General features: G+C 68.3%; 24 protein-coding genes and 1 tRNA gene. 15 read left to right on the top strand and 10 right to left on the bottom strand.

The window, feature by feature from the left end; genetic code table 11:
* Positions 1–95: 95 nt before the first annotated feature.
* Both ACP7AB_RS11375 and ACP7AB_RS11370 read right to left on the bottom strand, forming a co-directional pair.
* Positions 96–503, bottom strand: coding sequence for a MaoC family dehydratase (locus ACP7AB_RS11375; protein ID WP_303696676.1), 408 nt, complete (start codon positions 501–503; stop codon positions 96–98).
* Between the two features lie 17 nt (positions 504–520).
* The gene (locus ACP7AB_RS11370; RefSeq protein WP_425991066.1) at positions 521–1,540 is read right to left on the bottom strand and encodes an NADP-dependent oxidoreductase; all 1,020 of its coding nucleotides are present in this window, start codon (positions 1,538–1,540) and stop codon (positions 521–523) included.
* A 322-nt stretch (positions 1,541–1,862) separates the two neighbouring features.
* Between ACP7AB_RS11370 and ACP7AB_RS11365 the strand changes: the two genes are divergently transcribed.
* Positions 1,863–2,198 carry a hypothetical protein gene (locus ACP7AB_RS11365; RefSeq protein WP_425991068.1) on the top strand — a complete coding sequence of 112 codons (336 nt, stop codon included), beginning with the start codon at positions 1,863–1,865 and terminating at the stop codon, positions 2,196–2,198.
* A gap of 72 nt (positions 2,199–2,270) precedes the next feature.
* On the opposite strand, the gene ACP7AB_RS11360 is transcribed toward ACP7AB_RS11365, so the two are convergent.
* Complete coding sequence (locus tag ACP7AB_RS11360) at positions 2,271–3,065, bottom strand: response regulator (RefSeq protein ID WP_425991070.1); 795 nt, start codon at positions 3,063–3,065, stop codon at positions 2,271–2,273.
* 232 nt (positions 3,066–3,297) lie between these two features.
* Here ACP7AB_RS11360 and ACP7AB_RS11355 point away from each other — a divergent pair, with 232 nt between their 5' ends.
* The 7 genes from ACP7AB_RS11355 to ACP7AB_RS11325 all read left to right on the top strand — a co-directional run bounded on the left by ACP7AB_RS11355 (position 3,298) and on the right by ACP7AB_RS11325 (position 9,851).
* Positions 3,298–3,510 (top strand): NepR family anti-sigma factor, encoded by a 213-nt coding sequence (locus ACP7AB_RS11355; protein ID WP_425991072.1) that lies wholly within the window; start codon positions 3,298–3,300, stop codon positions 3,508–3,510.
* Positions 3,507–4,121: a sigma-70 family RNA polymerase sigma factor gene (locus ACP7AB_RS11350; protein WP_425991074.1), complete on the top strand. Its 615-nt coding sequence runs from the start codon at positions 3,507–3,509 to the stop codon at positions 4,119–4,121. Before ACP7AB_RS11355 ends, ACP7AB_RS11350 begins: the two co-directional genes overlap by 4 nt.
* A 2-nt stretch (positions 4,122–4,123) precedes the next feature.
* Entirely contained in the window at positions 4,124–5,980 is a 1,857-nt protein-coding gene (locus ACP7AB_RS11345; protein WP_425991076.1) for a sensor histidine kinase, read from the top strand.
* Positions 5,981–6,030: 50 nt separating this feature from the next.
* The gene (locus tag ACP7AB_RS11340; protein ID WP_425991078.1) at positions 6,031–6,168 is read left to right on the top strand and encodes an entericidin A/B family lipoprotein; all 138 of its coding nucleotides are present in this window, start codon (positions 6,031–6,033) and stop codon (positions 6,166–6,168) included.
* Between the two features lie 166 nt (positions 6,169–6,334).
* On the top strand, positions 6,335–7,999 hold the full coding sequence (locus tag ACP7AB_RS11335; protein ID WP_425991080.1) for an MFS transporter: 1,665 nt from the start codon (positions 6,335–6,337) through the stop codon (positions 7,997–7,999).
* A 188-nt stretch (positions 8,000–8,187) separates the two neighbouring features.
* Positions 8,188–9,642 carry an NAD-dependent succinate-semialdehyde dehydrogenase gene (locus ACP7AB_RS11330; RefSeq protein ID WP_425991082.1) on the top strand — a complete coding sequence of 485 codons (1,455 nt, stop codon included), beginning with the start codon at positions 8,188–8,190 and terminating at the stop codon, positions 9,640–9,642.
* Positions 9,639–9,851 (top strand): hypothetical protein, encoded by a 213-nt coding sequence (locus ACP7AB_RS11325; protein WP_425991084.1) that lies wholly within the window; start codon positions 9,639–9,641, stop codon positions 9,849–9,851. The genes ACP7AB_RS11330 and ACP7AB_RS11325 overlap by 4 nt, the downstream gene beginning before the upstream one ends.
* Here the strand turns inward: ACP7AB_RS11325 and ACP7AB_RS11320 are convergent.
* Both ACP7AB_RS11320 and ACP7AB_RS11315 read right to left on the bottom strand, forming a co-directional pair.
* Positions 9,848–10,255 (bottom strand): hypothetical protein, encoded by a 408-nt coding sequence (locus tag ACP7AB_RS11320; protein ID WP_425991086.1) that lies wholly within the window; start codon positions 10,253–10,255, stop codon positions 9,848–9,850. The two genes, ACP7AB_RS11325 and ACP7AB_RS11320, sit on opposite strands and share 4 nt — an antisense overlap.
* 149 nt (positions 10,256–10,404) lie before the next feature.
* The gene (locus ACP7AB_RS11315; protein WP_425991088.1) at positions 10,405–10,881 is read right to left on the bottom strand and encodes an Lrp/AsnC family transcriptional regulator; all 477 of its coding nucleotides are present in this window, start codon (positions 10,879–10,881) and stop codon (positions 10,405–10,407) included.
* Between the two features lie 145 nt (positions 10,882–11,026).
* Between ACP7AB_RS11315 and ald the strand changes: the two genes are divergently transcribed.
* Complete coding sequence (gene ald, locus ACP7AB_RS11310) at positions 11,027–12,145, top strand: alanine dehydrogenase (protein WP_425991090.1); 1,119 nt, start codon at positions 11,027–11,029, stop codon at positions 12,143–12,145.
* A 43-nt stretch (positions 12,146–12,188) separates the two neighbouring features.
* On the opposite strand, the gene ACP7AB_RS11305 is transcribed toward ald, so the two are convergent.
* On the bottom strand, positions 12,189–13,421 hold the full coding sequence (locus ACP7AB_RS11305; RefSeq protein ID WP_425991092.1) for a PQQ-dependent sugar dehydrogenase: 1,233 nt from the start codon (positions 13,419–13,421) through the stop codon (positions 12,189–12,191).
* A gap of 195 nt (positions 13,422–13,616) precedes the next feature.
* Between ACP7AB_RS11305 and ACP7AB_RS11300 the strand changes: the two genes are divergently transcribed.
* A tRNA-Met gene (locus tag ACP7AB_RS11300) sits at positions 13,617–13,693 on the top strand.
* Between the two features lie 11 nt (positions 13,694–13,704).
* Here ACP7AB_RS11300 and ACP7AB_RS11295 read toward each other — a convergent pair.
* Positions 13,705–14,109: a MarR family transcriptional regulator gene (locus ACP7AB_RS11295; RefSeq protein WP_425991093.1), complete on the bottom strand. Its 405-nt coding sequence runs from the start codon at positions 14,107–14,109 to the stop codon at positions 13,705–13,707.
* Positions 14,096–14,446, bottom strand: coding sequence for a hypothetical protein (locus tag ACP7AB_RS11290; protein ID WP_425991095.1), 351 nt, complete (start codon positions 14,444–14,446; stop codon positions 14,096–14,098). The genes ACP7AB_RS11295 and ACP7AB_RS11290 overlap by 14 nt, the downstream gene beginning before the upstream one ends.
* Positions 14,447–14,884: 438 nt before the next feature.
* Between ACP7AB_RS11290 and ACP7AB_RS11285 the strand changes: the two genes are divergently transcribed.
* Positions 14,885–15,235 carry a hypothetical protein gene (locus ACP7AB_RS11285; RefSeq protein WP_425991096.1) on the top strand — a complete coding sequence of 117 codons (351 nt, stop codon included), beginning with the start codon at positions 14,885–14,887 and terminating at the stop codon, positions 15,233–15,235.
* Between the two features lie 25 nt (positions 15,236–15,260).
* On the opposite strand, the gene ACP7AB_RS11280 is transcribed toward ACP7AB_RS11285, so the two are convergent.
* Positions 15,261–15,893 carry a TlpA family protein disulfide reductase gene (locus tag ACP7AB_RS11280; RefSeq protein ID WP_425991097.1) on the bottom strand — a complete coding sequence of 211 codons (633 nt, stop codon included), beginning with the start codon at positions 15,891–15,893 and terminating at the stop codon, positions 15,261–15,263.
* On the opposite strand from ACP7AB_RS11280, the gene argH reads away from it, so the two are divergent.
* The 3 genes from argH (at position 15,892) to lysA (ending at position 18,977) form a co-directional block, all read left to right on the top strand.
* Complete coding sequence (argH, locus tag ACP7AB_RS11275) at positions 15,892–17,310, top strand: argininosuccinate lyase (RefSeq protein ID WP_425991098.1); 1,419 nt, start codon at positions 15,892–15,894, stop codon at positions 17,308–17,310. The genes ACP7AB_RS11280 and argH overlap by 2 nt on opposite strands.
* Complete coding sequence (locus ACP7AB_RS11270) at positions 17,307–17,546, top strand: hypothetical protein (RefSeq protein WP_425991100.1); 240 nt, start codon at positions 17,307–17,309, stop codon at positions 17,544–17,546. The genes argH and ACP7AB_RS11270 overlap by 4 nt, the downstream gene beginning before the upstream one ends.
* Before the next feature lie 153 nt (positions 17,547–17,699).
* Positions 17,700–18,977 carry a diaminopimelate decarboxylase gene (lysA, locus tag ACP7AB_RS11265; protein ID WP_425991101.1) on the top strand — a complete coding sequence of 426 codons (1,278 nt, stop codon included), beginning with the start codon at positions 17,700–17,702 and terminating at the stop codon, positions 18,975–18,977.
* On the opposite strand, the gene ACP7AB_RS11260 is transcribed toward lysA, so the two are convergent.
* Positions 18,969–19,862 carry an alpha/beta fold hydrolase gene (locus ACP7AB_RS11260; RefSeq protein ID WP_425991102.1) on the bottom strand — a complete coding sequence of 298 codons (894 nt, stop codon included), beginning with the start codon at positions 19,860–19,862 and terminating at the stop codon, positions 18,969–18,971. The two genes, lysA and ACP7AB_RS11260, sit on opposite strands and share 9 nt — an antisense overlap.
* Before the next feature lie 110 nt (positions 19,863–19,972).
* Here ACP7AB_RS11260 and ACP7AB_RS11255 point away from each other — a divergent pair, with 110 nt between their 5' ends.
* Complete coding sequence (locus ACP7AB_RS11255) at positions 19,973–20,476, top strand: surface-adhesin E family protein (protein WP_425991104.1); 504 nt, start codon at positions 19,973–19,975, stop codon at positions 20,474–20,476.
* The last annotated feature ends 11 nt before the right edge of the window (positions 20,477–20,487 follow it).

Here is a 20,487-nt window from a genome sequence, read left to right as displayed (position 1 = left end):
CCGAACAAGCCTGTGTCTGGATCGCCTGGCCCTTCCCACCCCGTCGATGCTCCGCATCGACGACCCTCCCCCGAGGGGGAGGGAGAGACGTTCACCTACCGTCTGACGAACACCCCCCGCGTCAGGCACGAGAAGACCAGCCGGCCGCCCTCGTCGAGCAGGTCGTGCTGGGCGATGACGATGCCCTTGTCGTCACCCACGGGGTCCTTGCCCATCACTGTCATCCGGCCGCGCAGCAGTTCGCCCGCCGGCGGATTGCGCATGAAGCGCAGGCCGTCGACCGCCAGCAGTTTCGACTGGGCCCAGCCGGCGGCCTTGTCGGCCGCCAGCCGGCTCCACAGCGCATAGACGAGCGCATCCGGCGCGCCATAGGCCGGATCCCAGCCTGGCGCGAAATGCGCCACGAACAGCTCGATCGCCGCCTCGTCCACGGCGCAGGCGCCGAGCTGAAGCACCTGGCCGTTCTCGATGTCCTCGAAATGAACATGCAGCGGATCGCTCATGGTGTCCCTTTGTTCGATCAGGTCGGTTCTTCGGACACACGTACCAGAAGCTTGCCGTCATGGTCGCCGGTGAACAGCCGATTGAGCGATGTCAGGGCGCCTTCCAGGCCGTTGTCGACGTGGACCTTCCACTGGACCTTGCCCGACGCCAGCCACGGCCCGACCTCGGCGATGAACTCCCTGGCGCGCGGCGAATAGTCCATGACGAGGAAGCCCCGCATCGTCATCCGGTGAGTGATCAGGCGGCTGAGATCCGGCGACGGCGGCCGCTTGGTGGCGTTATAGGCCGAGACCATGCCGCAGACGGCCATCCGGGCGTGGATGTTCAGCCGGTTCCACACTGCGACCATGATGTCGCCGCCGACATTTTCGAAGTTCAGATCGACGCCGTTCGGGGCCAGCCGGTCGAGCGCCGCGCCCACGTCCTCGTTCTTGTAGTCGATGGCGGCATCGAACCCGAGCGTCTCGGTCAGCCAGCGGCATTTCTCGGGTCCGCCGGCGATGCCGATGACATGGGCGCCCTTCTGTTTGGCGATCTGGCCGGCGATCGAGCCAACCGCCCCGGCTGCCGCCGAGATGACCATGACCTGTCCCGGCTCGGGCCGCAGCACGTCGGTGACGCCGGCCCAGGCGGTCAGGCCCGTCATGCCCAGGACTGACATGTTCGCCGTCAGCGGCATGCCCGGGGCGCGATGCACCCGGCTCACGCCGCTGTCCGGCACCACGCCATAGTCACTCCAGCCGCCCATGGCCGTGGTGACGAGGTCGCCTTCCTTGAATTTTTCGGACTTCGACTGCTCGATGACGCCGAGCGTCAGGCCGCGCATCACGTCGCCCAGGCCCACCGGCGGCAGATAGCCGACCGCGTCGTTCATCCAGGTCCTGTTCGTCGGGTCCAGCGACAGATAGACGGTGCGGACCAGGACCTCGCCGTCCTTCAGATCACGAACCGGGCTCTCGACCAGTTCCAGGTCGTCGTCCTTGATCAGACCCTGCGGCCGCTGGCGCAGCACCCACTGGCGATTGGTCATGGCCATGGTCGTCATCTCCAGGTTGGTTTCTTTTGCAGACCCATCATGGGCACAGGCCGCGAGCAGAGCAAAGAAAAAGGCGACCCCCTGGGGGATCGCCTTGAAGTGGCATCATCGGGAATGAGGCGCGAAGGCAGCAGGACCAGCTGAGGCCGGTCCGGTCGGGGGGGCGTCGCCGCCTCCGCAGACTGAGAACGGCGTCATTCCATAAGCGTTCCCCGGTTCGGCGAAGTTTTTTCGCCGTTTGCGCGACAGGCCGCCCGAACGGAACGGCCACGCTCGCTGAAACGTTGTCTGACCTGGACGTTCACCGTCGGAAAGCAGCCCCATGACCCATCACGATCCCCATTCCGAAGCCGCCGACGCTGTCCACGAAGGCCGCCCCGTCGATGCCGAGTATGTGCGAGGCGCCAGACCCGGCAAACGCATGCTGGTGCTTCTGATCGTTTCGGCGGGTGCGGCGGCCATCCTCCTGCTGGGGATGTGGTTCGTGTCCAACGGCGGCTTCGCCTCCCAGAACCCCAACACCGGCGCCCAGGCGGTGGACGCCGCCGCCTTCGACAATTCCGGTCCGCCCACGCCCGATGCGCCCACGACCTCCGCGGGCGAGCCGACCTCACCGGCGGCCGGGACCGCCCCGAACGTCAATCAACCCGCCAACTGATCCCTGCACACGAAGAAGCCCCGCCGGAACGATCCGGCGGGGCTTTTCATTGCCTGAGAGGCGCCTGTGGGATCAGGCGACTTCCTTCTGGCGGGTCGGGTGGAAGAAGAGGGCCTGGCTGATCGCCGCCTTCACCGTTTCCGGCTGGAAGGGCTTGGTGATCAGGAACGTCGGTTCCGGCCGCTCTCCGGTCAGCAGGCGCTCGGGGAAGGCGGTGATGAAGATCACCGGCACGTCGAACTTCTTGAGGATATCCTTGACCGCGTCGATGCCCGACGAACCGTCGGCCAGCTGGATGTCGGCCAGGACGAGGCCCGGACGATGACGGGCGACCGCATCGACGGCCTCGTCATGCGTCGTCGCGGTGCCGGTGACGTTGTGACCCAGTTCGCGAACCAGGCTCTCGATGTCGGCGGCGATGATGGCCTCGTCCTCAATGATCAGGACGTCGGTGGCCAGTTCGGCGTCGATCTCGGCCTGGGCGTCGCCGATCAGCCGCTCGACCGAATGGGCGTCGGCCGACAGGATCTGCGCCGCTTCGGACGGGGTGAATCCTTCGAGCGCGGTCAGAAGGAAGGCCTGACGCGAACGCGGAGCGATCCGCATCAGGCGGCTGGACGCATCAATCTGCCCTTCCATGCCGCTGGTGTCTTCCAGCTGGGCGCCGGTCGTGGACCAGATGGCGTGGAACACATGATACAGCGCCACGCGCGGCGTCATATCGGGCGCCAGCTGGCGTTCGCCCGCGGCCAGAGCCTCCAGCGCCACGCGCACATAGTTGTCGCCCGTTGCCTGATCCCCGGTGAGGGCCCGCGCGTAACGGCGGACGTAGGGCAGGTGCGGCGCAAGTCTGGCCAGAAGGCTCATTTAGGAATTCCCCGACAAATCGACGATGCGCCTGTTAATCGCGGCTCGCCTGGCGAACGGAACGTATCACTACCGTCACGGTTCCAACCGTTCTGATTTAGCTTCACCATAAAATGCGCGGCGAACGGAACTCGTGTGCGCGAGCGACGTTGACGGCCTGAACAAGAAGCCCGGCGCGCGGAGCCGGCGAATACTCGCGGATGAGTTTCAACGATTGGCGGCGCAGACATACATGATCGATTCATCGGACTCCGGGCGAAAACCCGCCAATGCCCGGCCTGCAGGCGGCGAGCCGCTGCTTGAGGAAGCGCGACTGCGTCAGCAGGCCATCGGCGTGAAGCTGCGCCACCTGTTCGACGAGGTCGTCAACGAGCCCGTCCCCGACGAATTCCTGGAAATCCTGCGCCGCGCCGACCAGCGCGCTTCCGACGAGAACAAGGCGTGAGCGTCTCAGGCCGTTCGACCGCGCCCAAGCCTCCCTCCGCCGACGACGAGGGGTTCAAGCGCGAACTCGTCCAGTTGATCCCGCATCTGCGCGCCTTCGCCCGCACCCTGACGGGTGACCCGACCGCCGCCGACGACCTGGCGCAGGACGCCATGATGAAGGCCTGGGACGCCCGCGCCTCCTATCAGATGGGCACCAATATGAAGGCCTGGACCTTCATGATCCTGCGCAACCAATTCTATTCGGAGAAACGTCGCTCCTGGCGTTCGTCCCAGCTGGATCAGGAAGCCGCCGAACGGACCCTGGTCGCCGTCGATGATCCCGAAGCGCCGGTCGCCCTGGACGAACTGCGTCAGGCCCTGAACACCCTGCCAGAGGAGCAGCGCGAAGCCCTGATCCTCGTCGGCGCGGGCGGCTTCGCCTACGAAGAGGCGGCCGAGATCTGCCAGTGCGCCGTCGGCACGGTGAAGAGCCGTGTCAGCCGCGCCCGCAAGGCCCTGGCGGCGACCCTGGAGCGCGGCGGCTATGGCCGTGACGGCCGTGCGGCCGGCGACGCCATGCGCTCCATTCTTGCCGACGCCGACCGTCTGAGCGGCGCGCGGCAGGGCTGATCGTGGACGCTCCCAGGCCCGCGCGGGGTCGTATCGCCCGGCGCGCGGCCTCTTCCTTCAGTCGGTTCTGGGCGCGACGCGCAGGCGCGCCCGAAGGCCGGCGGATTCACGTCCAGGGCATCCGCTTCCGGCTGGGCCTGGCCATGGCCATCGCCCTCATGCCCATCCTCCTGCTGGGCGCCGTCCAGGCCCAGGTCGAGTTCCGTCGACAGGCCGAGGATCGCCGCGGCGACCTGCAGTTCGCCGCCGAACGGACCGCCCAGGCCGCCAAGTCCCGGCTGGACTCGGCGAGCGTGCTCCTGAGCGCCATGGCCCCTGAGACGAGCGGACCGGCCTGCGGCCCGCGTCTTGCGGCGCTGGTCCAGCGGCTCGACGGTTACGACGCCCTCTATCGCATCGGCATGGGCGGACAACCGGTCTGCGACTCCAGGCCGACGCCGATGGTCGGCGAGGGGGTTTCCTTCGCCGACGCCCCCTGGTTCCAGCGGCTGCGGCAGGGCGAGGAAGTGACTTTGGCTCGCGCCTCCCCGGACCTTAGCGACACACCGGCGCTGGTGGTCGGGGTGCGTTGGGAACGACCACGCGGCGTCTTCGCCGGAGCCATGGCTGCGATCCTGCCCCTGTCGGTGTTGCAGCCGGACATCGCCGACCCGTCCCTGCCGGACGACGCCCAGGCCGCCCTGACCGACGCGGAGGGCCGCGTCCTGATCTCTACCGACATCCGGGCCTTCACCTTCAACGAAGGCCCCGGCCTGCTGGGCTGGGTCGAACGCGCCCGCGAAGACCAGTCCTCGGTGTTCGCAGCCGACGACGCCAGCGGTGAGCATCGCGACTATGCCGGGGCGGCCCTGGCCGGCCGCGATGTCTATGTGGTCATCTCCGCCCCCTCGCCGGGTCTCCTGTCCTGGGCCCGACTGAACCCGATCGGCGTGCTGATCCTGCCGCTCGCCGCCTGGGTCACCGCCTTCGGGGCCGCCATGCTGGTGTCCGAGCGGATCGTGGTGCGCTGGCTGAACTATCTGGAGCGGATCGCCGCCCTCTATGCGCGAGGCCGCTATTCCGTCCGTCCGGTCCAGGCGGCCCAGGCGCCCGCCGAGATCCGCCGGCTGGCCCAGACGCTCGACGAACTGGCCGAGGCCATCGCCACCCGCGACCGCTCCCTGAACGAAAGCCTGTCGGAGAAGGACGCGCTGATGCGGGAGATCCATCACCGGGTGAAGAACAACCTGCAGATCATCTCGTCCCTGCTGTCGATGCAGCAGCGCGCCCTGAAGGACGAACCGGCCAGGGCGGCCCTGGGCGACACCCGCCAGCGCATCTCGGCCCTCGCCCTGATCTATCGCACCCTCTACCAGTCCGACGACATCCGCCACGCCGACGCGCGCGAGTTCATGACCGAGCTGGTCGGTCAGCTGGTGGCCTCGGAGTCCGGACGCGGCCACACCGTCACCAGTTCGATCGACGCCGACAGTCTGGTGGTCGATCCCGACAAGCTCGCGCCGCTGGCCCTGTGGCTGGTCGAGGCCATCACCAATGCCCAGAAGCACGCCTTCGCCGGTCGCGGCGGGGCGCTTCAGGTCCGCTTCCGCGTCCTTGGCGACACCAGTACGCTGGAGGTTCAGGACGACGGTCCCGGCTCTTCCAGCGAGGCGGGCCGCGGCGGGGTTGGTCGCACCCTGATGGGCGCCTTCGCCAAACAGCTGCGCGGCGAGGCCGAGCTTCTGCCCGCCCCCGGCGGCGGCACGATCGCGCGCATGGTCTTCGCCACGCCCGAGGCCGTCGTGCCGACCAACCCCGACGACCTCAAGCCCAGCGACGCCAGGGTCACGCCCGGAACCCTCAGCCGCACCTCGCGTTGACATCTCACACGGCGAGACCCCTCTCCGCCTCGAGATTTCAGGAGTTCTTCATGCGTAGGATTTTCGTACTGATCGCCGCCGCCGCCGCCCTGACCACCGCCGCCTGCAACACCATCTCGGGTGTCGGCCGCGACACCTCGGCCGCCGGCCAGGCCGTCACCGGCGCCGCGGAAGAAGCCAAGAACTGATCCTTTTTGGGGCGCGATCTCTCGAGACGCGGCCTGGATGAAGAAGGCCCGCCGGTCCCCCGTCCGGCGGGCCTTCGCTTGTCCGCTTGGCCCCCGCGAGAGACGCCGCTAGGCTGAGCGGGAGGCGTCCGGCAGACGACGCCCGGACTCACAGGCGGGGAACGCGATGACCGACACGACCACCGAGCAGGACACGGGCGAACCGGGTCTGAAAACCGTCGTGACGGCCTCGGCCGCGGGCACGGCGTTCGAGTGGTACGACTTCTTCATCTTCGGCTCGCTGACGACCATCATCGCGCGCCATTTCTACGCCGACGTCGGCGAGGCGACCTCCTACATCCTGGCCCTGCTGACGTTCGGCGTCGGCTTCGTCGTGCGGCCGCTGGGCGCGCTGGTGTTCGGCTGGTTCGGCGACAAGACGGGGCGCAAGACCACCTTCCTCGTCACCATCTCCCTTATGGGCGTGGCCACGGTCGCCATCGGCCTGTTGCCTGACTACGACCAGATCGGCATCGCCGCGCCGATCCTGTTGCTGTTCATGCGGGTCCTGCAGGGCTTCGCCCTCGGCGGCGAATACGGCGGCGCCGCCATCTATGTCGCCGAACATGCCCCGCCGAAGAAGCGCGGCTTCCTCACGGGCTGGATCCAGACCACGGCCGCGATCGGCCTGATCATGGCGCTGAGCGTCATCCTGATCACCCGCTGGATCCTGGGGACCGAGGCCTTCGACGCCTGGGGCTGGCGCATCCCCTTCCTGCTATCCTTCTTCCTTCTCGTGATCAGCCTGTGGATCCGGTTGAAGCTGAACGAAAGCCCCGCCTTCAAGCGCATGGTGGCCGAGAGCACCGAACGACAGGCGCCCTTCCGCGAAAGCTTCGGGACTTGGAAGGTCGGCAAGTTCGTGCTGATCGCCCTGGTCGGTATCATGTTCGCGCAAGGGGCCGTCTGGTACGCGGGCTATTTCTACACCCGGTTCTTCATGGAGCGGGTGCTGAAGGTCGAGGTCGCCACGGTCGACATGATGATCCTGGCCATCACCGTGGCCTCAGCCTTCCTCTATGTCTTCTTCGGCTGGCTGTCGGACCGGGTGGGGCGCAAGCCTGTGATGATCGGCGGCATGGCCCTGTTCCTCATCGCCATCTTCCCCGGCTTCCACGCCCTGACCCAGGCGGCCAACCCCGCCCTGGCCATGGCCCAGTCCTCGGCCCCGGTCACCGTCATCGCCGACCCGGCGACCTGCGCCGTGCAGTTCGATCCGGTCGGCAAGACCGCCTTCGCCTCATCCTGCGACCTTGCCAAGACCGTGCTGTCCAACGCCGGGGTCAGCTACGACAACCTCGCCGCCGAGCCCGGCTCGCTCGCCGCCGTCCGCGTCGGTACGGTCGAGATCGCCTCGGTCGAGGGCGCAGGCCTCGATGCCGCCGCACTGAAGTCCGCCCGCGCCGACGTCGAGACTCGCGTCAAGGCGGCCCTGACCGAGGCCGGCTATCCGGCCAGGGCCGATCCCGACGGGATCAACCTTCTGGCCGTGTTCGCCATCCTGATGGTCTTCATGGTCGCGGCCACTGCCGTCTACGGCCCCCAGGCCGCGGCCCTGGTCGAGCTGTTCCCTACGCGGGTCCGCTATACGGCGATGAGCCTGCCCTACAACATCGGCACCGGCTGGGTCGGAGGCCTGCTCCCCGCCGCCAGTTTCGCCCTCGTGGCCTGGTCAGGGAACATCTATTTCGGCCTCTGGTATTCGGTCGGCTTCACGGCCGTCGCGGCGGTCGTGGCCCTGCTGTTCCTGCCGGAGACGAAGGGCCGCGATCTGCATACGATCGGCGATTGAGGCGTTAGATCAGATAGCGGCTTCTCCCTCCCCCTCGGGGGAGGGTGGCTGAGCCGAAGGCGAAGTCGGGTGGGGGCGGCAAGGCAACGCCGCACCTATGCGTTGGATCTCGTTGCCTTGCCCCCCCACCCGGTCGCTTCGCGACCACCCTCCCCCGCGGGGGAGGGAGACGTTCGAGGATTAATTTCATGAACACCGCCGCCCGCAACGCCGGCCTCAAGCTCCTGCGCGAGCACGCCTTCATCGCCGGTGAGGCCATCCCCGCAGGCGCCAACGGCATCGCCGTCGACGACCCCGCGACCGGCGAGATCATCGGCCATGTCCCCGACCTCGGCGCCCGTGAGACCGGACGCGCCATCCAGGCCGCGCATGACGCCTTCCCGGACTGGTCACGCTCCGACCCGCACAGGCGCGCCAAATTCCTCCGCGACTGGGCCGCCCTGATCGACGAGAACACCGAGGAGCTCGGCGCCCTGATGGCCCTGGAGAACGGCAAGCCGTTCGAGGAGGCCAAAGGCGAGGTGACCTACGCCAACAGCTTCCTCAAATGGTTCGCCGGCGAGGCCGAGCGGATCCTCGGCGAGACCCAGGACAGCCCGCTGGGCCATGTCATCCTGACCTTCCGGGAGGCCGTGGGCCCCTGCGCCCTGATCACGCCGTGGAACTTCCCGGCCGCCATGCTGACGCGCAAGCTCGGCCCCGCCTTCGCCGCCGGCTGCACCGCCGTGGTCAAGCCGGCCAGCCAGACGCCCTTCACCGCCATCGCGCTGGCCGAACTGGCGTACCGGGCCGGTCTGCCCAAGGGCGCGCTCAGCGTCATCACCGGGGACGCGGCGACCATCGGCGGCGTCCTGACCGCCTCGCCCCTGATCCGAAAACTGTCCTTTACCGGCTCGACGCCCGTGGGCCGCAAGCTGGCCGAGCAGTGCGCCTCGACCCTGAAGCGGGTGTCGATGGAGCTGGGCGGCGCCGCCCCCCTGATCGTGTTCGAGGACGCCGATCTCGATCTCGCCGTGGCCGAGACGATCAAGGGCAAGTTCAGGAACTCGGGGCAGACCTGCGTCTGTCCCAATCGCGTCTATGTCCAGGCCTCGGTCGCCGAGGCCTATGCGACGAAGCTCGCCGAGGCGGTTTCGAAGATCCTCGTCGGCCCGGCCTTTGAGGACGGGGTCAAGGTCGGCCCCCTGATCGAGGACAAGGCCCTCGCCAAGGTCGAGGATCACCTCAAGCGGGTTCAGGCCTCGGGCGGCAAGGTCCTGACCGGCGGCGCGCGCCACCAACTCGGCGGCCGCTTCTTCCAGCCGACGGTGACCCTCGGCGGCGACGACGAACTGTTCCGCCACGAGGAGACCTTCGGCCCCCTGATCCCCGTCTTCCCGTTCGACACGGAAGACGAGGTCCTGGGCAAGGCGAACGACTCGGAGTTCGGCCTCGCCTCCTACCTGTTCACCCGCGACCTCGACCGCGCCATGCGCATCGGCCGCCGCATCGAGGCCGGCATGATCGGGATCAACACCGGCCTGATCTCCACCGCCGTCGCCCCGTTTGGCGGGGTCAAGTCGTCCGGCTACGGCCGCGAAGGCTCGACCCACGGCATCGAGGAATATGTCGACATCAAACAGGTCACCCTGGCGCTGAAGTGAAACGCCGCCGCCTGAAGCCGCTGGTCTGGCCGCTGGCCCTGCTGATCGCGGGCGGTCTGACCGCGCTTCTGGCCGATGCGACGACACGGTCGGTAGAGATCGTGGCCCTCTACGGGATGGTGAAACTGGTCAGCGATCTGGTGCTGGTGATCGGCGCGGTCTGGCTGGTCGTCGCCCTGTTCCGGGTCGTCACACCGGCGAAACGCTAGACCTTTTTCAGCCGCTCGATGAAGGCATGCACGTCGGGAGCTTCCCAATCCGCGCCGTCCCACCAGAAACTCGCGAGCGCCTCGTGGTTCAAAGCCACCCATTCCATGACCGACGGGGCCATCTTCTTCAGATCGCGATCATCGAGGCTGTTGGCGACAACTCTCGGGTCGGAGGCTACGGCGACTGAAAAGCTCGGGTTGTGGCGACCTGCCTTCAAGAAGTATTTCACCCGAGGGCCATGGCGTCCCATCACGGTGGTGATCGTCACGATCCCGACGATGCCGGTCTGCGTCTCCACCAGATTCGCCATATCGAAGATGTCCTCGTCGTCCAGCGCACCGATTTCTTCGTCGAGCGTCGGCTCACGATCGGTCCAGACGGCGATGTTGTCGCTAAAGCTCATGATGCGGATAAAGCGCGCTGTGAGGGGCTCGAGTCAAGCCTGTATTCAATCTATGCCTGTGTTGAAACGCCGTGACGCCGGAGCAATGGTAGCCGCTGCGGGCATTTTACACGCCAAGGTTACCGGACAAGCATGGGGCACAAGTCCGGTCAAACCGGCAGGGCCCCGCGCTTGACCACCGTCCGCATCGCCACGCTGGAGGACACCCGCGTCACCCCGGGGATGGTCGTCAGGGCCTTGGCATGGACCCGCTCGAGATCGTCGACGTCGCGCACCACCAGCCGTAGCAGATAGTCGGATCCCCCGGTCATCAGATAGCATTCCACCACCTCGGGCACGCCCGTGATCGCGGTCTCGAAGGCGGTCAGGGCGCTCTCGGCCTGGGACGACAGGGTCACGGTGACGAAGACGCTGATCGGAAGGCCCACGGCGCGCTCATTGATGATGGCGGCGTAGCGGCTGATCACCCCCGCCCCCTCCAAAGCCCGCAGCCGGCGCAAACAGGCGCTTTCCGACAGGGCGACCGTTTTGGCCAGCTCGGTGTTGGTCATCCGCCCGTCCGTCTGCAGCGCCCGGAGCATCTTTCTGTCGGTCAGATCGAGGGTGACGGCGGAAACGGTCTTCATGAAGCATCCAGCGCAAGTTTCTGCGACTTTACGTCGATCACTCTCGAAAAAGAACAGGAACCTGCACGACGGCCCTCGCTAGAAGATGGAGCCATCGCCCCACCGGCCGTTGCGGAGCGGGGCCTGTCTGAACCGGAGAGATCTGATGCGTGTCGGCGTTCCCAAGGAAATCAAGAAGAACGAACACCGGGTCGGCCTGACCCCCACGGCCGTTCGGGAATACATCGCCCACGGCCATACGGTCACGGTCCAGACGGGCGCAGGCCTCGGCGCCGGCTTCACCGACGACGCCTTCGTCAAGGCCGGTGCGACCCTGGTCTCCGACGCGGCCACGATTTTCGCGACCTCGGACATGATCGTGAAGGTGAAGGAGCCGCAGAAGGTCGAGTGGGAGATGCTGCGCGAGGACCAGATCCTCTACACCTACCTGCATCTCGCGCCTGACCCCGAGCAGACCAGGGGCCTGCTGGCCTCGAAATGCGCCGCCATCGCCTATGAGACCGTCACCGATGCGCGCGGAGGCCTGCCCCTGCTGGCGCCGATGTCAGAGGTCGCCGGCCGCATCGCGGTCTTCTCGGCCGCCGAGACCCTGCTCAAGCACAACGGCGGCATGGGCCTGCTGTTCTGCGGCGTGCCGGGCGTGGCTCCGGCCCGCGTGCTGGTCCTGGGCGGCGGTGTCGTCGGACTGAATGCCGCGCGCATGGCCATGGGCCTGGGCGCCGAGGTCGTGGTGCTGGAACGTTCGATCCCGCGCATGGCCTATATCGACGAGGTCACCAACGGCCGCGTCATCACCCGCTATTCCTCGATCGGCGCGATCGACGAAGAGGTGGTCAAGGCCGACGTCGTCATCGGCGCCGTCCTGGTCCCCGGCGCCGAGGCTCCCAAGCTGATCAAGAAGGCGCACCTCAAGTCGATGAAGCCGGGCTCGGTCCTGGTCGACGTCGCCATCGACCAGGGCGGCTGCTTCGAGACCAGCCGCGCCACGACCCACGAGGATCCGACCTACGTCGTCGACGGCGTCGTCCACTACTGCGTCGCCAACATGCCGGGCGCCGCCCCGCGCACCTCTTCGGAAGCCCTGAACAACGCCACGCTTCCGTTCGGCCTGGCCCTGGCCGACCACGGCCTGGAAGCGCTGAAGAAGGACCCGCACCTGGCGCGCGGCCTCAACGTCCTCAAGGGCGAGATCACCTATCCGGCGGTCGCCGAAGCCATGGGCCTGAGCTGGTCCGATCCGTTCGGCGTCTGGGCCAAGGGCTGACGGCTACTCCCTCTCCCCTTGCGGGACCCTTGCGGGAGAGGGATCAGCTCGCGTTCGCCAGCCGCACCAGCTTGCCGTCGTCCTCGTCGGTGATGACCCAGACCGCGCCGTCCGGCCCCACGGCGACGTCGCGGATACGCTCGCCGAGGCCGGTCAGCAGCCGCTCCTCGCCGACCACGCGGTCGCCGTCCAGCACCAGCCGGGTCAGCGACTTGCCGCCCAGCCCGGCGATCAGCAGGTTCCCCTGCCAGCCCGGGAACATGGCGCCGGAATAGAAGGCCTGGCCGCCCGGCGCGATCACCGGATCCCAGTAATAGACCGGCTGCTCCAGACCGGCCCGCGCCGTGATTCCCTCGTTGATCGGGGCGCCGCGGTATTCGACGCCATAGGCGATGATGGGCCAGCCATAGTTCCTGCCGGCCTGCGGCCGGTTCAGTTCGTCGCCGCCGCGCGTGCCGTGCTCGATGGTCCAGACCGCGCCGGTGCCCGGCTGGACCGCGACGCCCTGCACGTTCCGGTGCCCCAGTGACCAGATCTCCGGCAGGGCGCCGGCCTGACCAACGAACGGATTGTCCTGCGGGACCGACCCGTCCGCATTAATGCGGATGACCTTGCCCATATGACTGTCGAGCTGCTGGGCCTGGGGCCGCATCGGCGCGTCGGACCGCTCGCCCAGGGTGATGAAGAGATGGCCCGCCGGGTCGAAGGCAAGCGAGGAACCGAAATGCTTGTCCCCGTCATAGGTCGGCAGGGCGCGGAAGATGACCTGAACATTTCCGACGGAAACGCCGTCGTCCGCCAGCACGCCGCGCGCGACCGAGGTGGCGTTGCCGCCCTCGCGCGGTTCGGCATAGCTCCAGAAGATCGTCCGGTCGGTGGCGAAGCCCGGCGACAGGATTACGTCGAGCAGCCCGCCCTGACCGCGCGCGTCGACAGCGGGCAGACCCGTGATCGGCGCCCCGACCTGACCCTGGGCGCTGACGATCCGCAGGCGGCCCGGACGCTCGGTCACCAGCCAGTCTCCGTCGGGCAGCAGGGCCATGCCCCAGGGATGCACGAGGCCAGACGCCACCACGGCGTGCCTCAGCGTCCCTTGCGTCTGGACGCCCGGCGCGCGGGTCTGGCCGGCGAAGGCGGGGGTCTGGTCGGCGCCGTTGGCTGGGCGGGTCTCGACGGGCGCTCCGGGCGCGGCGGCCTGTCCAGTCTGGCCGTTGGCCCCGCAGGCGGCGCCCAGCATGAGTAAGGATGAGGCGGCAGCGAGGACGATCGGGCGCATGGGAACTCCGGGTCTGACAGGGCCGCGACCGCCCTGAAACGGCGCACAAGCTCCGCCGTTCCTGCCCCGGCTTCCACGTGACAGCAAGTCGCAGAACAAACCGGCTGTTCAACTCACTTGAACCCGAGGGGCCGCGACGATATACGCACGCCTCTCGCGTCATCCGGCACCGGCCTGAAGACGACCGATGCGCTGGGCTGGGTAGCTCAGATGGTTAGAGCGGTGGATTCATAACCCACAGGTCGGCGGTTCGATCCCGCCTCCAGCCACCAGCGCATTTCCCCTATCTGCGGACCCTGAGCTCGGCGGGCGCCGCCCGGACGCCGATGAGCCTGGCGCTTTCGATCAGGGCATCCAGGCGCTGGACCAGCTCGACGCCGGCCTCGGTCAGATAGAGGTGGCGCGACACCGCCTCGCGCCCGTTCGACGCCATCAGCAGCCAGCCGCGACCCGGCGCCCGAGCGCCCGGTTCGCCCGCGTCCAGCAAGGACCGCGACGCGCGGGACGCCGTCGCCTCGGTCGTCTCCATCAGGGCGGCCAGTTCCTTGACCCGTACCCCTGGATTCTCGGCCACATAGAGGAAGGCCAGAATCTCCGACTGAGTGATGTCGGGCGCCAGTTTCTTCAGCAAGACCAGTCCGGCCAGCAGCGTGTTTCTTCGCCGGCCGCCGGTCTCAGTCATCGGCATAGGGCGAAACCACCAGAGCCGGCGCCGTGGCGCGGCGACCGGCGCGGGGTTTCCGGCGCTGGAAGACGAGGGCGGCGGTCGGGTGGACGCGCTTCACCATCTCGAACTGGCCGCGAACGGCCTCCGACTGGCGCCCTGCGTCTTCGGCGTCATGGGCGTCGATGTTGATCGTGATCGTCGCGCGAAGGCGCATTGTCTGCGCCGGACTCCGGGCGGCAGGGGTGTTCGCGATCGCAGCAGACGGCGCGACCGACCTGGCGGCGCGGGTCGCCAGCACGGCCCAGCCGATACTGGCCTGGATCCATTCCAGCAGTTCCGCTCGTACAGGATTGATCATGCAGGATCCATCTTTCCGTGTTCGGCCACAGCGGCAGATCAGGTCGAAATTGTGTTCCCACAATGTCGAAAATCATACTTCGTTGAAAGGTTTAGGCGCCGCTATCAGGTTTCGTCAGGATTTTGACTATCTGCAGTGGATTCCCCCTCAAAGCCCCTGCCTGCGGGACGGGAGCGCCAGGCGGCCAAGCCCGGCGTCTGCCCTTGCGCCGAAGAGCCGCAGCCCCTGGCGCCGCCTGCGCCAGCGTCAGCCCGTCGGCTGACCGACCAGAAGCCCGGCTATGGCGAGGATCACCAAGGCTCCCGGAATCAACATGAACGCCGGCCTCGGTTCAGTTGGCCGTAACCGCGCCTCTGGTGCTTCGCCGCGCCATCGCCGCAACCGATCATGGCGACCGGCGTTGACGGCAAAGGTTCAACGCTGTCCGAGGGCTCCCCTATGACCATTCGCATTCCGTCGCTTCTGGCTGTCTCCGCCATTGCCGCCCTGTCGCTGGGCGTCGTCGCCTGCACCGAGGCTGAACAGGAGAACACCGAGGCCAAGGCGGAGGTCGCCGCCGACAACGCCGGGGTCACGGCCTCGGAGGCCGCCGACAGGGCTGGCGTCGCCGCCGCCCAGGCCGGTGAAGTGATCGAGTCCGGCGCGATGAAGGCGGCCCAGGCCGTGGAGACCGGCGCCGGCAATGTCGCCGATCGTCTGGAAGCCAATCAGGCCGAGGCCGCCGCCGATGGCCGCCCGGGCGCAGTCAACCCGACGACGGATCAGCGGGTGCCGGCCCCGGCGCAGTAGCCGTCCCGCAGCGAGCGACAGAGACCTAGGAAGACAGCGGCTCCGCCAGCACCGCGTCGATCAAGGCCTTCGCCTCGGGGCTGTTCCAGTCGGCCTCGCCGGCGAAGGCGGCCCGGATCCGCCCCTGACGGTCCAGCAGGATCGTCTGGGGCATCTTGCCCTTGCCCGGAAACTCGAACGGCAACTGGAATTTCGGATCGCCGTAGAAGGGCAGCGGCTCGTGCACGTCGATAAAGCTCTTCGCGTCGGCCACCGGGTCCGCGCCCGTGTCGACATTGATCGGCAGAACCACCAGATCGCCGTCCGGATAGGCCGAGGCCAGGGCCGCGATCGTCGGCATCTCGGTGCGGCACGGGGCGCACCACATGGCCCACAGATTGACCAGAACCACCTTGCCCCGGAAGTCGGCAAAACGGACGTCGGCGCCGTTGCGGGTCTTGAAGACATAGTCGGGCGCAGCCTCCAGGGCGGCGGGCGTGTCCAGGGCGGCCAGCGAGCCGACCGCGAACCGGGCCAGTTCGCTCTTTTCGGCCACCGCGGGCGCCTCGGCTTTGAAAGGACCGGCGTGCATGGCGTATAGGGTGCCGACCGCTCCGCCGGCGACGACTGCCAGCGCCGACGCTCCCACGATCCAGACGCCCCTTTTCGAGCCGCTCATGCCCAACTCCAAAGACCCGGCCCACACTACGGCCCCGGCCGGGCAGACCCTATGGGGCGGACGCTTTTCCGCCAAGCCCGCCGACATCATGCAGGCGATCAACGTCTCCATCGGCGTCGACCAACGCCTGTGGGCACAGGATCTGCGCGGCTCGCGGGCGCATTGCCGCATGCTGATCGACCAGGGCATCGTGACCGCGCAGGACGGCGCGGCCATCCTCGGCGGGCTCGACACGATCCAGGCCGAGATCGAGGCCGGGACCTTCCCCTTCCGCGACGAATACGAGGACATCCACCTGAACGTGGAGGCCCGGCTGTCGGAGCTGATCGGCGAGCCGTCGGGCCGTCTGCACACGGCCCGCAGCCGCAACGACCAGGTCGCCGTCGACTTCCGCCTGTGGGTTCGGGACGCCTGCGACCGGTCGGTGGAACAGCTGCAGGCCCTGCAGCGCGCCCTGCTGGCCCGCGCCGAACAGCATGCCGGCGACCTGATGCCCGGCTTCACCCATCTGCAGACGGCACAGCCGGTGACGCTCGGCCACCACCTCATGGCCTATGTCGAGATGGCCGGTCGCGACGCGGGCCGGTTCTCCGACGCCCGAACCCGCATGAACGAGAGCCCGCTCGGCGCCGCCGCCCTGGCCGGCTCGCCCTTCCCCATCGACCGCCATGCGACGGCGGCCGCGCTCGGCTTCGACCGGCCGATGGGCAATTCGCTGGACGCCGTGTCGGATCGTGATTTCGCGCTGGAGACCCTGGCCGCCGCCTCGATCACCGCCGGCCACCTGTCGCGTCTGGCCGAGGAGATCGTGATCTGGATGACGCCGATGTTCGGTTTCGTCTCCCTGCCCGACGACCTGACCACCGGCTCGTCGATCATGCCGCAGAAGCGCAACCCCGACGCCGCCGAACTGGTCCGGGCCAAGACCGGCCGGATCATGGGCTCGTTCGTGGCCCTGTCGACCGTCATGAAGGGCCTGCCGCTCGCCTATTCCAAGGACATGCAGGAGGACAAGCCGCCGGTGTTCGAGGCCATGGACGCCCTGGACCTGGCCCTGACCGCCATGACGGCGATGGTCAGCGCCTTCCGTCCGAATACGGAACGGATGGCCGAGGCCGCCGGCTGGGGCTTCTCCACGGCGACCGACCTGGCCGACTGGCTCGTGCGCGAGGCCGACCTGCCGTTCCGCCAGGCGCACCATGTGACGGGAGCCGCCGTGAAGCGGGCGGAGCAGCTGGGCGTGGGTCTGGCGCAACTGCCGCTCGCCGAATTGCAGAGCCTGCATCCCGGAGTGACGGAGGCCGTTTACAAGGTGCTCACGCCTGAGGCTTCCTGCGCCAGCCGCCAGAGTTTCGGGGGAACCGCGCCGGAACAGGTCCGCGCGCGCATCGCCGATTGGAAAGTCCGCCTCTCATGACCAAGGTCCTCACCCTCGGCGCCCTCGCCATTCTCGCTGTCGTCGCCGCCGGCTGCGGCCGGATGGCCGACCTGGAGAGTCCGGCCCCGCGCGAGACCGAGCGCGCGCCGCGCGACGCCCGCGCCCCGGCCCTGCCCGACCCGGCGACGATCAACCGTCCCTCCAGCCAGATGCCGATCGACGGCGGCCCCTCAAACCCCATCGGCGGCACCGCCGCCGGTCGCGAGCCTCAATAGTTTTCAATCCTCCCCCATCGGGGGAGGGGGACCCCGAAGGGGCGGAGGGGGCCGGCCGGAGACGCCGGTGTACGCGGTGAGCCCCCTCCGTCCCGTCGCGAAGGCGCGGCGCGCCACCTCCCCCGACGGGGGAGGATTTTCTGGATAGGCCTTTTGGATCACTTTGATCTCGTCAGTGGCGAACTGCACGCCGAACAGGTCGCGCTGACCACGCTCGCCGAGACCGTCGGCACGCCGGTCTACGTCTATTCGAGCGCCACCCTGACGCGGCATTACCGGGTGCTGCGCGAGGCGCTGGACGCCCATCGGTCGGTGCTGGGCGACAGTCTGATCGCCTTCGCGGTCAAGTCGAATTCCAACCTGTCGGTGCTGGCGACCCTGGCCCGTCTCGGCTGCGGCGCCGACACGGTGTCGGAGGGCGAGATCCGGCGCGCGCTCAAGGCGGGCATCCCGGGCGACCGCATCATCTTCTCGGGCGTGGGCAAGACCGACGACGAACTGGCCTTCGCCCTCGAGGTCGGGGTGCGCCAGATCAATGTCGAGAGCGTGCCCGAGCTCGACCGGCTGATCGCGATCGCAGCGGACAAGGGCGCCAAGCCCGACGTCGCCATCCGGGTGAACCCGAAGATCGGCGCCGGTGGTCATGCCAAGATCACCACGGGCGGAGAGGGCGACAAGTTCGGCGTCCCGGCCGACGAGGCGATGGCTCTCTACGCCCGCGCCGCCGCCAGCCCGCACCTGAACCCGGTGGCGCTGGCCTGCCATATCGGCAGCCAGATCACCGACCTGGCGCCGCTGGAGGCCGCCTTCAGCCTGTTGCGCAAACTGACCGAGACCCTGCGTCAGCAGGGGCTGCCGGTGACCCGCATCGACCTCGGCGGCGGCCTGGGCGTGCCCTACACCGGCGGAGCGAAGACGGCCTCGCCCGTCGACTACGCCGCCATGGTCGCCCGAGTGCTGGACGGCCTGAACGTCGAGGCGGCGTTCGAGCCAGGCCGCCTGCTGGCCGCCAATGCCGGGGTCCTGCTGACCCGGGTCATCCAGGTCACCGAACGGGCAGACGGCCGAAAATTCCTGGTGCTGGACGCGGCCATGAACGACCTGATGCGCCCGGCCATGTACGACGCCTTCCACGAGGTGAAGCCCGTGGTCCCGCGCGAGGGCGCCGAAGTCGTCTATGACATCGTCGGTCCCGTCTGCGAGACCGGCGACACCTTCGCGCGCGGCCGCTCGCTCGCCCCGCTGCAGGCCGGCGACCTCGTCGTCTTCACCGGCGCCGGCGCCTATGGGGCAGTGATGTCGAGCGAATACAACTCCCGCCCGCTCGTGCCCGAGGTGCTGGTCGACGGCGACCGCTGGGCGGTGGTCCGGGCGCGGCCGTCGTATGAGGAGATGCTGGCCCGCGAGACGACGGCGGAGTGGCTAGCCTAGAAACCGCGTCACCGCCGCCAGGAACCGCGTCGGCTGGTCGATCATGACCATGTGTTCGGCGCCCTCGATCCGTTCGAACCGGGCGGGCGCTCGCAGGTTGCGGTAGCCGGCGGCGAACAGGGCATCCAGATGGGCGCGCGGCGAGTTCCCGTCTGCGCTCCAGCCATAGACGACGGTCACCGGCGCCGCGATGTCCGGCAAACGACTGCGCAGGTCCGTGGTCATGACCTCGTAGAGGCCCTGGGCCAGAACCTGACGGTCGCCGCCCTGCCAGCCGAGCGTCCCGAACACGCTGTCGGCCGCACCGCCGAGCTGTTCGCCCAGCAGTGTTCCCTGCGTCCGCAAGGCCTCGTCGCCGAGAAACAGCAGGGCCTGATAGGCGATCTGGGCCAGGGGTTCGACATCTCCGACGGTCGCGCCCGGACTGATCAGGGAGGGGAAGAAGGGGGTGGCGTCCACCACCATGACCCGGCCGACCTGGGGCCCACGGCGGTCCCGCCCGGCGTCGGCGGCGGCCCTGAGCGCCACCAGCCCGCCCATCGAATGACCGATGACCGCAGGGCGTCGCAGGCCCTGTGAGGCGATGTAGCGCCGCAGCTCCGCCGCCACCGGCGCCACCAGCGCCCCGTCCACGTTCGCCCCGGCCGGGACGTTGCCGAAGCCCCGGATCGACACGAGGTGCACCCTGTAACGATCATCGAGCCGGTTCGCCGTCCGCGCCCAGACGTCACTGGTCGAGGCCAGGCCGGGGATCAGGATCACGTCGGGCCCCTCGCCCCGGACCGTGACGACCAGCCGGTCGGATCGGAACGACCCGCTCGACTGCGCCTGGGCGACAGCCGGGAGGAGGAACATGGCGAGTGAGATGATCAGGGCGCGCAACATGTCAGGACCCTGAACGGGGAAGTGGGCAAAGGGTTGACCGGTCGACCCTTGATCTTCGCTTCGCAACGGCGCGAAATATGGCAGACAAGTGTCCGTCTGGGGAGGCGACTATGACTATCCGGAAATACGCGATCGCGACCGCCATGGTAATTTTCGGGGCCGCTGCGGCGCAGGCCCAGACGGCGCCGCCTCAGGAAGAGGTGCTGGGCGGCGCCCCCGCGCCGGTTCAGGAAGCCACCGGGCCCGAGTGGTGGGCCTTCTCTCGCGCCGAGGCGAAACACTATCTGATCGATGTGAACAGCGTCGTCCGGACCGGCGACGAGCTGACGGTCATGGTCGCCCGCGTGCCGATGGACACGACCGCCGGCGACTATTCCCATACGGTCGACCAGTTCGGCATCCGCTGCAGCGGCCGTCAGTCGCATGTCGCCACCTCGAGCGACGCCTTCGCGGATGGCGTGCCCGAGGAACCCTACGACACCGAGGAGCCGTGGGAATCGATCGCCCCCGACAGCTTCGATGACGCCATCCGCGAGATCAGCTGCGAGGACATGCGCCCCTCGCCGCCGTCCTATGCGAGCGTGAAGGCCTATGTCGACGCGGGCCGGCCCTGAGGCCGATCCTG

Origin of the sequence: Brevundimonas sp. TWP3-1-2b1 (assembly GCF_049896165.1) — a bacterium.
Taxonomy (GTDB): Bacteria; Pseudomonadota; Alphaproteobacteria; order Caulobacterales; family Caulobacteraceae; genus Brevundimonas; species Brevundimonas subvibrioides_B.
This window is presented reverse-complemented; position numbering and strand designations above follow the sequence as displayed.

What these genes read in the sequence shown, in the direction of transcription:
- ACP7AB_RS11375 (WP_303696676.1), bottom strand. Translation starts at nt 503, where the DNA reads ATGAGCGATCCGCTGCATGTTCATTTCGAGGACATCGAGAACGGCCAG.
- ACP7AB_RS11370 (WP_425991066.1), bottom strand. Translation starts at nt 1,540, where the DNA reads ATGGCCATGACCAATCGCCAGTGGGTGCTGCGCCAGCGGCCGCAGGGT.
- ACP7AB_RS11365 (WP_425991068.1), top strand. Translation starts at nt 1,863, where the DNA reads ATGACCCATCACGATCCCCATTCCGAAGCCGCCGACGCTGTCCACGAA.
- ACP7AB_RS11360 (WP_425991070.1), bottom strand. Translation starts at nt 3,065, where the DNA reads ATGAGCCTTCTGGCCAGACTTGCGCCGCACCTGCCCTACGTCCGCCGT.
- ACP7AB_RS11355 (WP_425991072.1), top strand. Translation starts at nt 3,298, where the DNA reads ATGATCGATTCATCGGACTCCGGGCGAAAACCCGCCAATGCCCGGCCT.
- ACP7AB_RS11340 (WP_425991078.1), top strand. Translation starts at nt 6,031, where the DNA reads ATGCGTAGGATTTTCGTACTGATCGCCGCCGCCGCCGCCCTGACCACC.
- ACP7AB_RS11335 (WP_425991080.1), top strand. Translation starts at nt 6,335, where the DNA reads ATGACCGACACGACCACCGAGCAGGACACGGGCGAACCGGGTCTGAAA.
- ACP7AB_RS11330 (WP_425991082.1), top strand. Translation starts at nt 8,188, where the DNA reads ATGAACACCGCCGCCCGCAACGCCGGCCTCAAGCTCCTGCGCGAGCAC.
- ACP7AB_RS11320 (WP_425991086.1), bottom strand. Translation starts at nt 10,255, where the DNA reads ATGAGCTTTAGCGACAACATCGCCGTCTGGACCGATCGTGAGCCGACG.
- ACP7AB_RS11315 (WP_425991088.1), bottom strand. Translation starts at nt 10,881, where the DNA reads ATGAAGACCGTTTCCGCCGTCACCCTCGATCTGACCGACAGAAAGATG.
- ald (WP_425991090.1), top strand. Translation starts at nt 11,027, where the DNA reads ATGCGTGTCGGCGTTCCCAAGGAAATCAAGAAGAACGAACACCGGGTC.
- ACP7AB_RS11305 (WP_425991092.1), bottom strand. Translation starts at nt 13,421, where the DNA reads ATGCGCCCGATCGTCCTCGCTGCCGCCTCATCCTTACTCATGCTGGGC.
- ACP7AB_RS11295 (WP_425991093.1), bottom strand. Translation starts at nt 14,109, where the DNA reads ATGCCGATGACTGAGACCGGCGGCCGGCGAAGAAACACGCTGCTGGCC.
- ACP7AB_RS11290 (WP_425991095.1), bottom strand. Translation starts at nt 14,446, where the DNA reads ATGATCAATCCTGTACGAGCGGAACTGCTGGAATGGATCCAGGCCAGT.
- ACP7AB_RS11285 (WP_425991096.1), top strand. Translation starts at nt 14,885, where the DNA reads ATGACCATTCGCATTCCGTCGCTTCTGGCTGTCTCCGCCATTGCCGCC.
- argH (WP_425991098.1), top strand. Translation starts at nt 15,892, where the DNA reads ATGCCCAACTCCAAAGACCCGGCCCACACTACGGCCCCGGCCGGGCAG.
- ACP7AB_RS11280 (WP_425991097.1), bottom strand. Translation starts at nt 15,893, where the DNA reads ATGAGCGGCTCGAAAAGGGGCGTCTGGATCGTGGGAGCGTCGGCGCTG.
- ACP7AB_RS11270 (WP_425991100.1), top strand. Translation starts at nt 17,307, where the DNA reads ATGACCAAGGTCCTCACCCTCGGCGCCCTCGCCATTCTCGCTGTCGTC.
- ACP7AB_RS11260 (WP_425991102.1), bottom strand. Translation starts at nt 19,862, where the DNA reads ATGTTGCGCGCCCTGATCATCTCACTCGCCATGTTCCTCCTCCCGGCT.
- ACP7AB_RS11255 (WP_425991104.1), top strand. Translation starts at nt 19,973, where the DNA reads ATGACTATCCGGAAATACGCGATCGCGACCGCCATGGTAATTTTCGGG.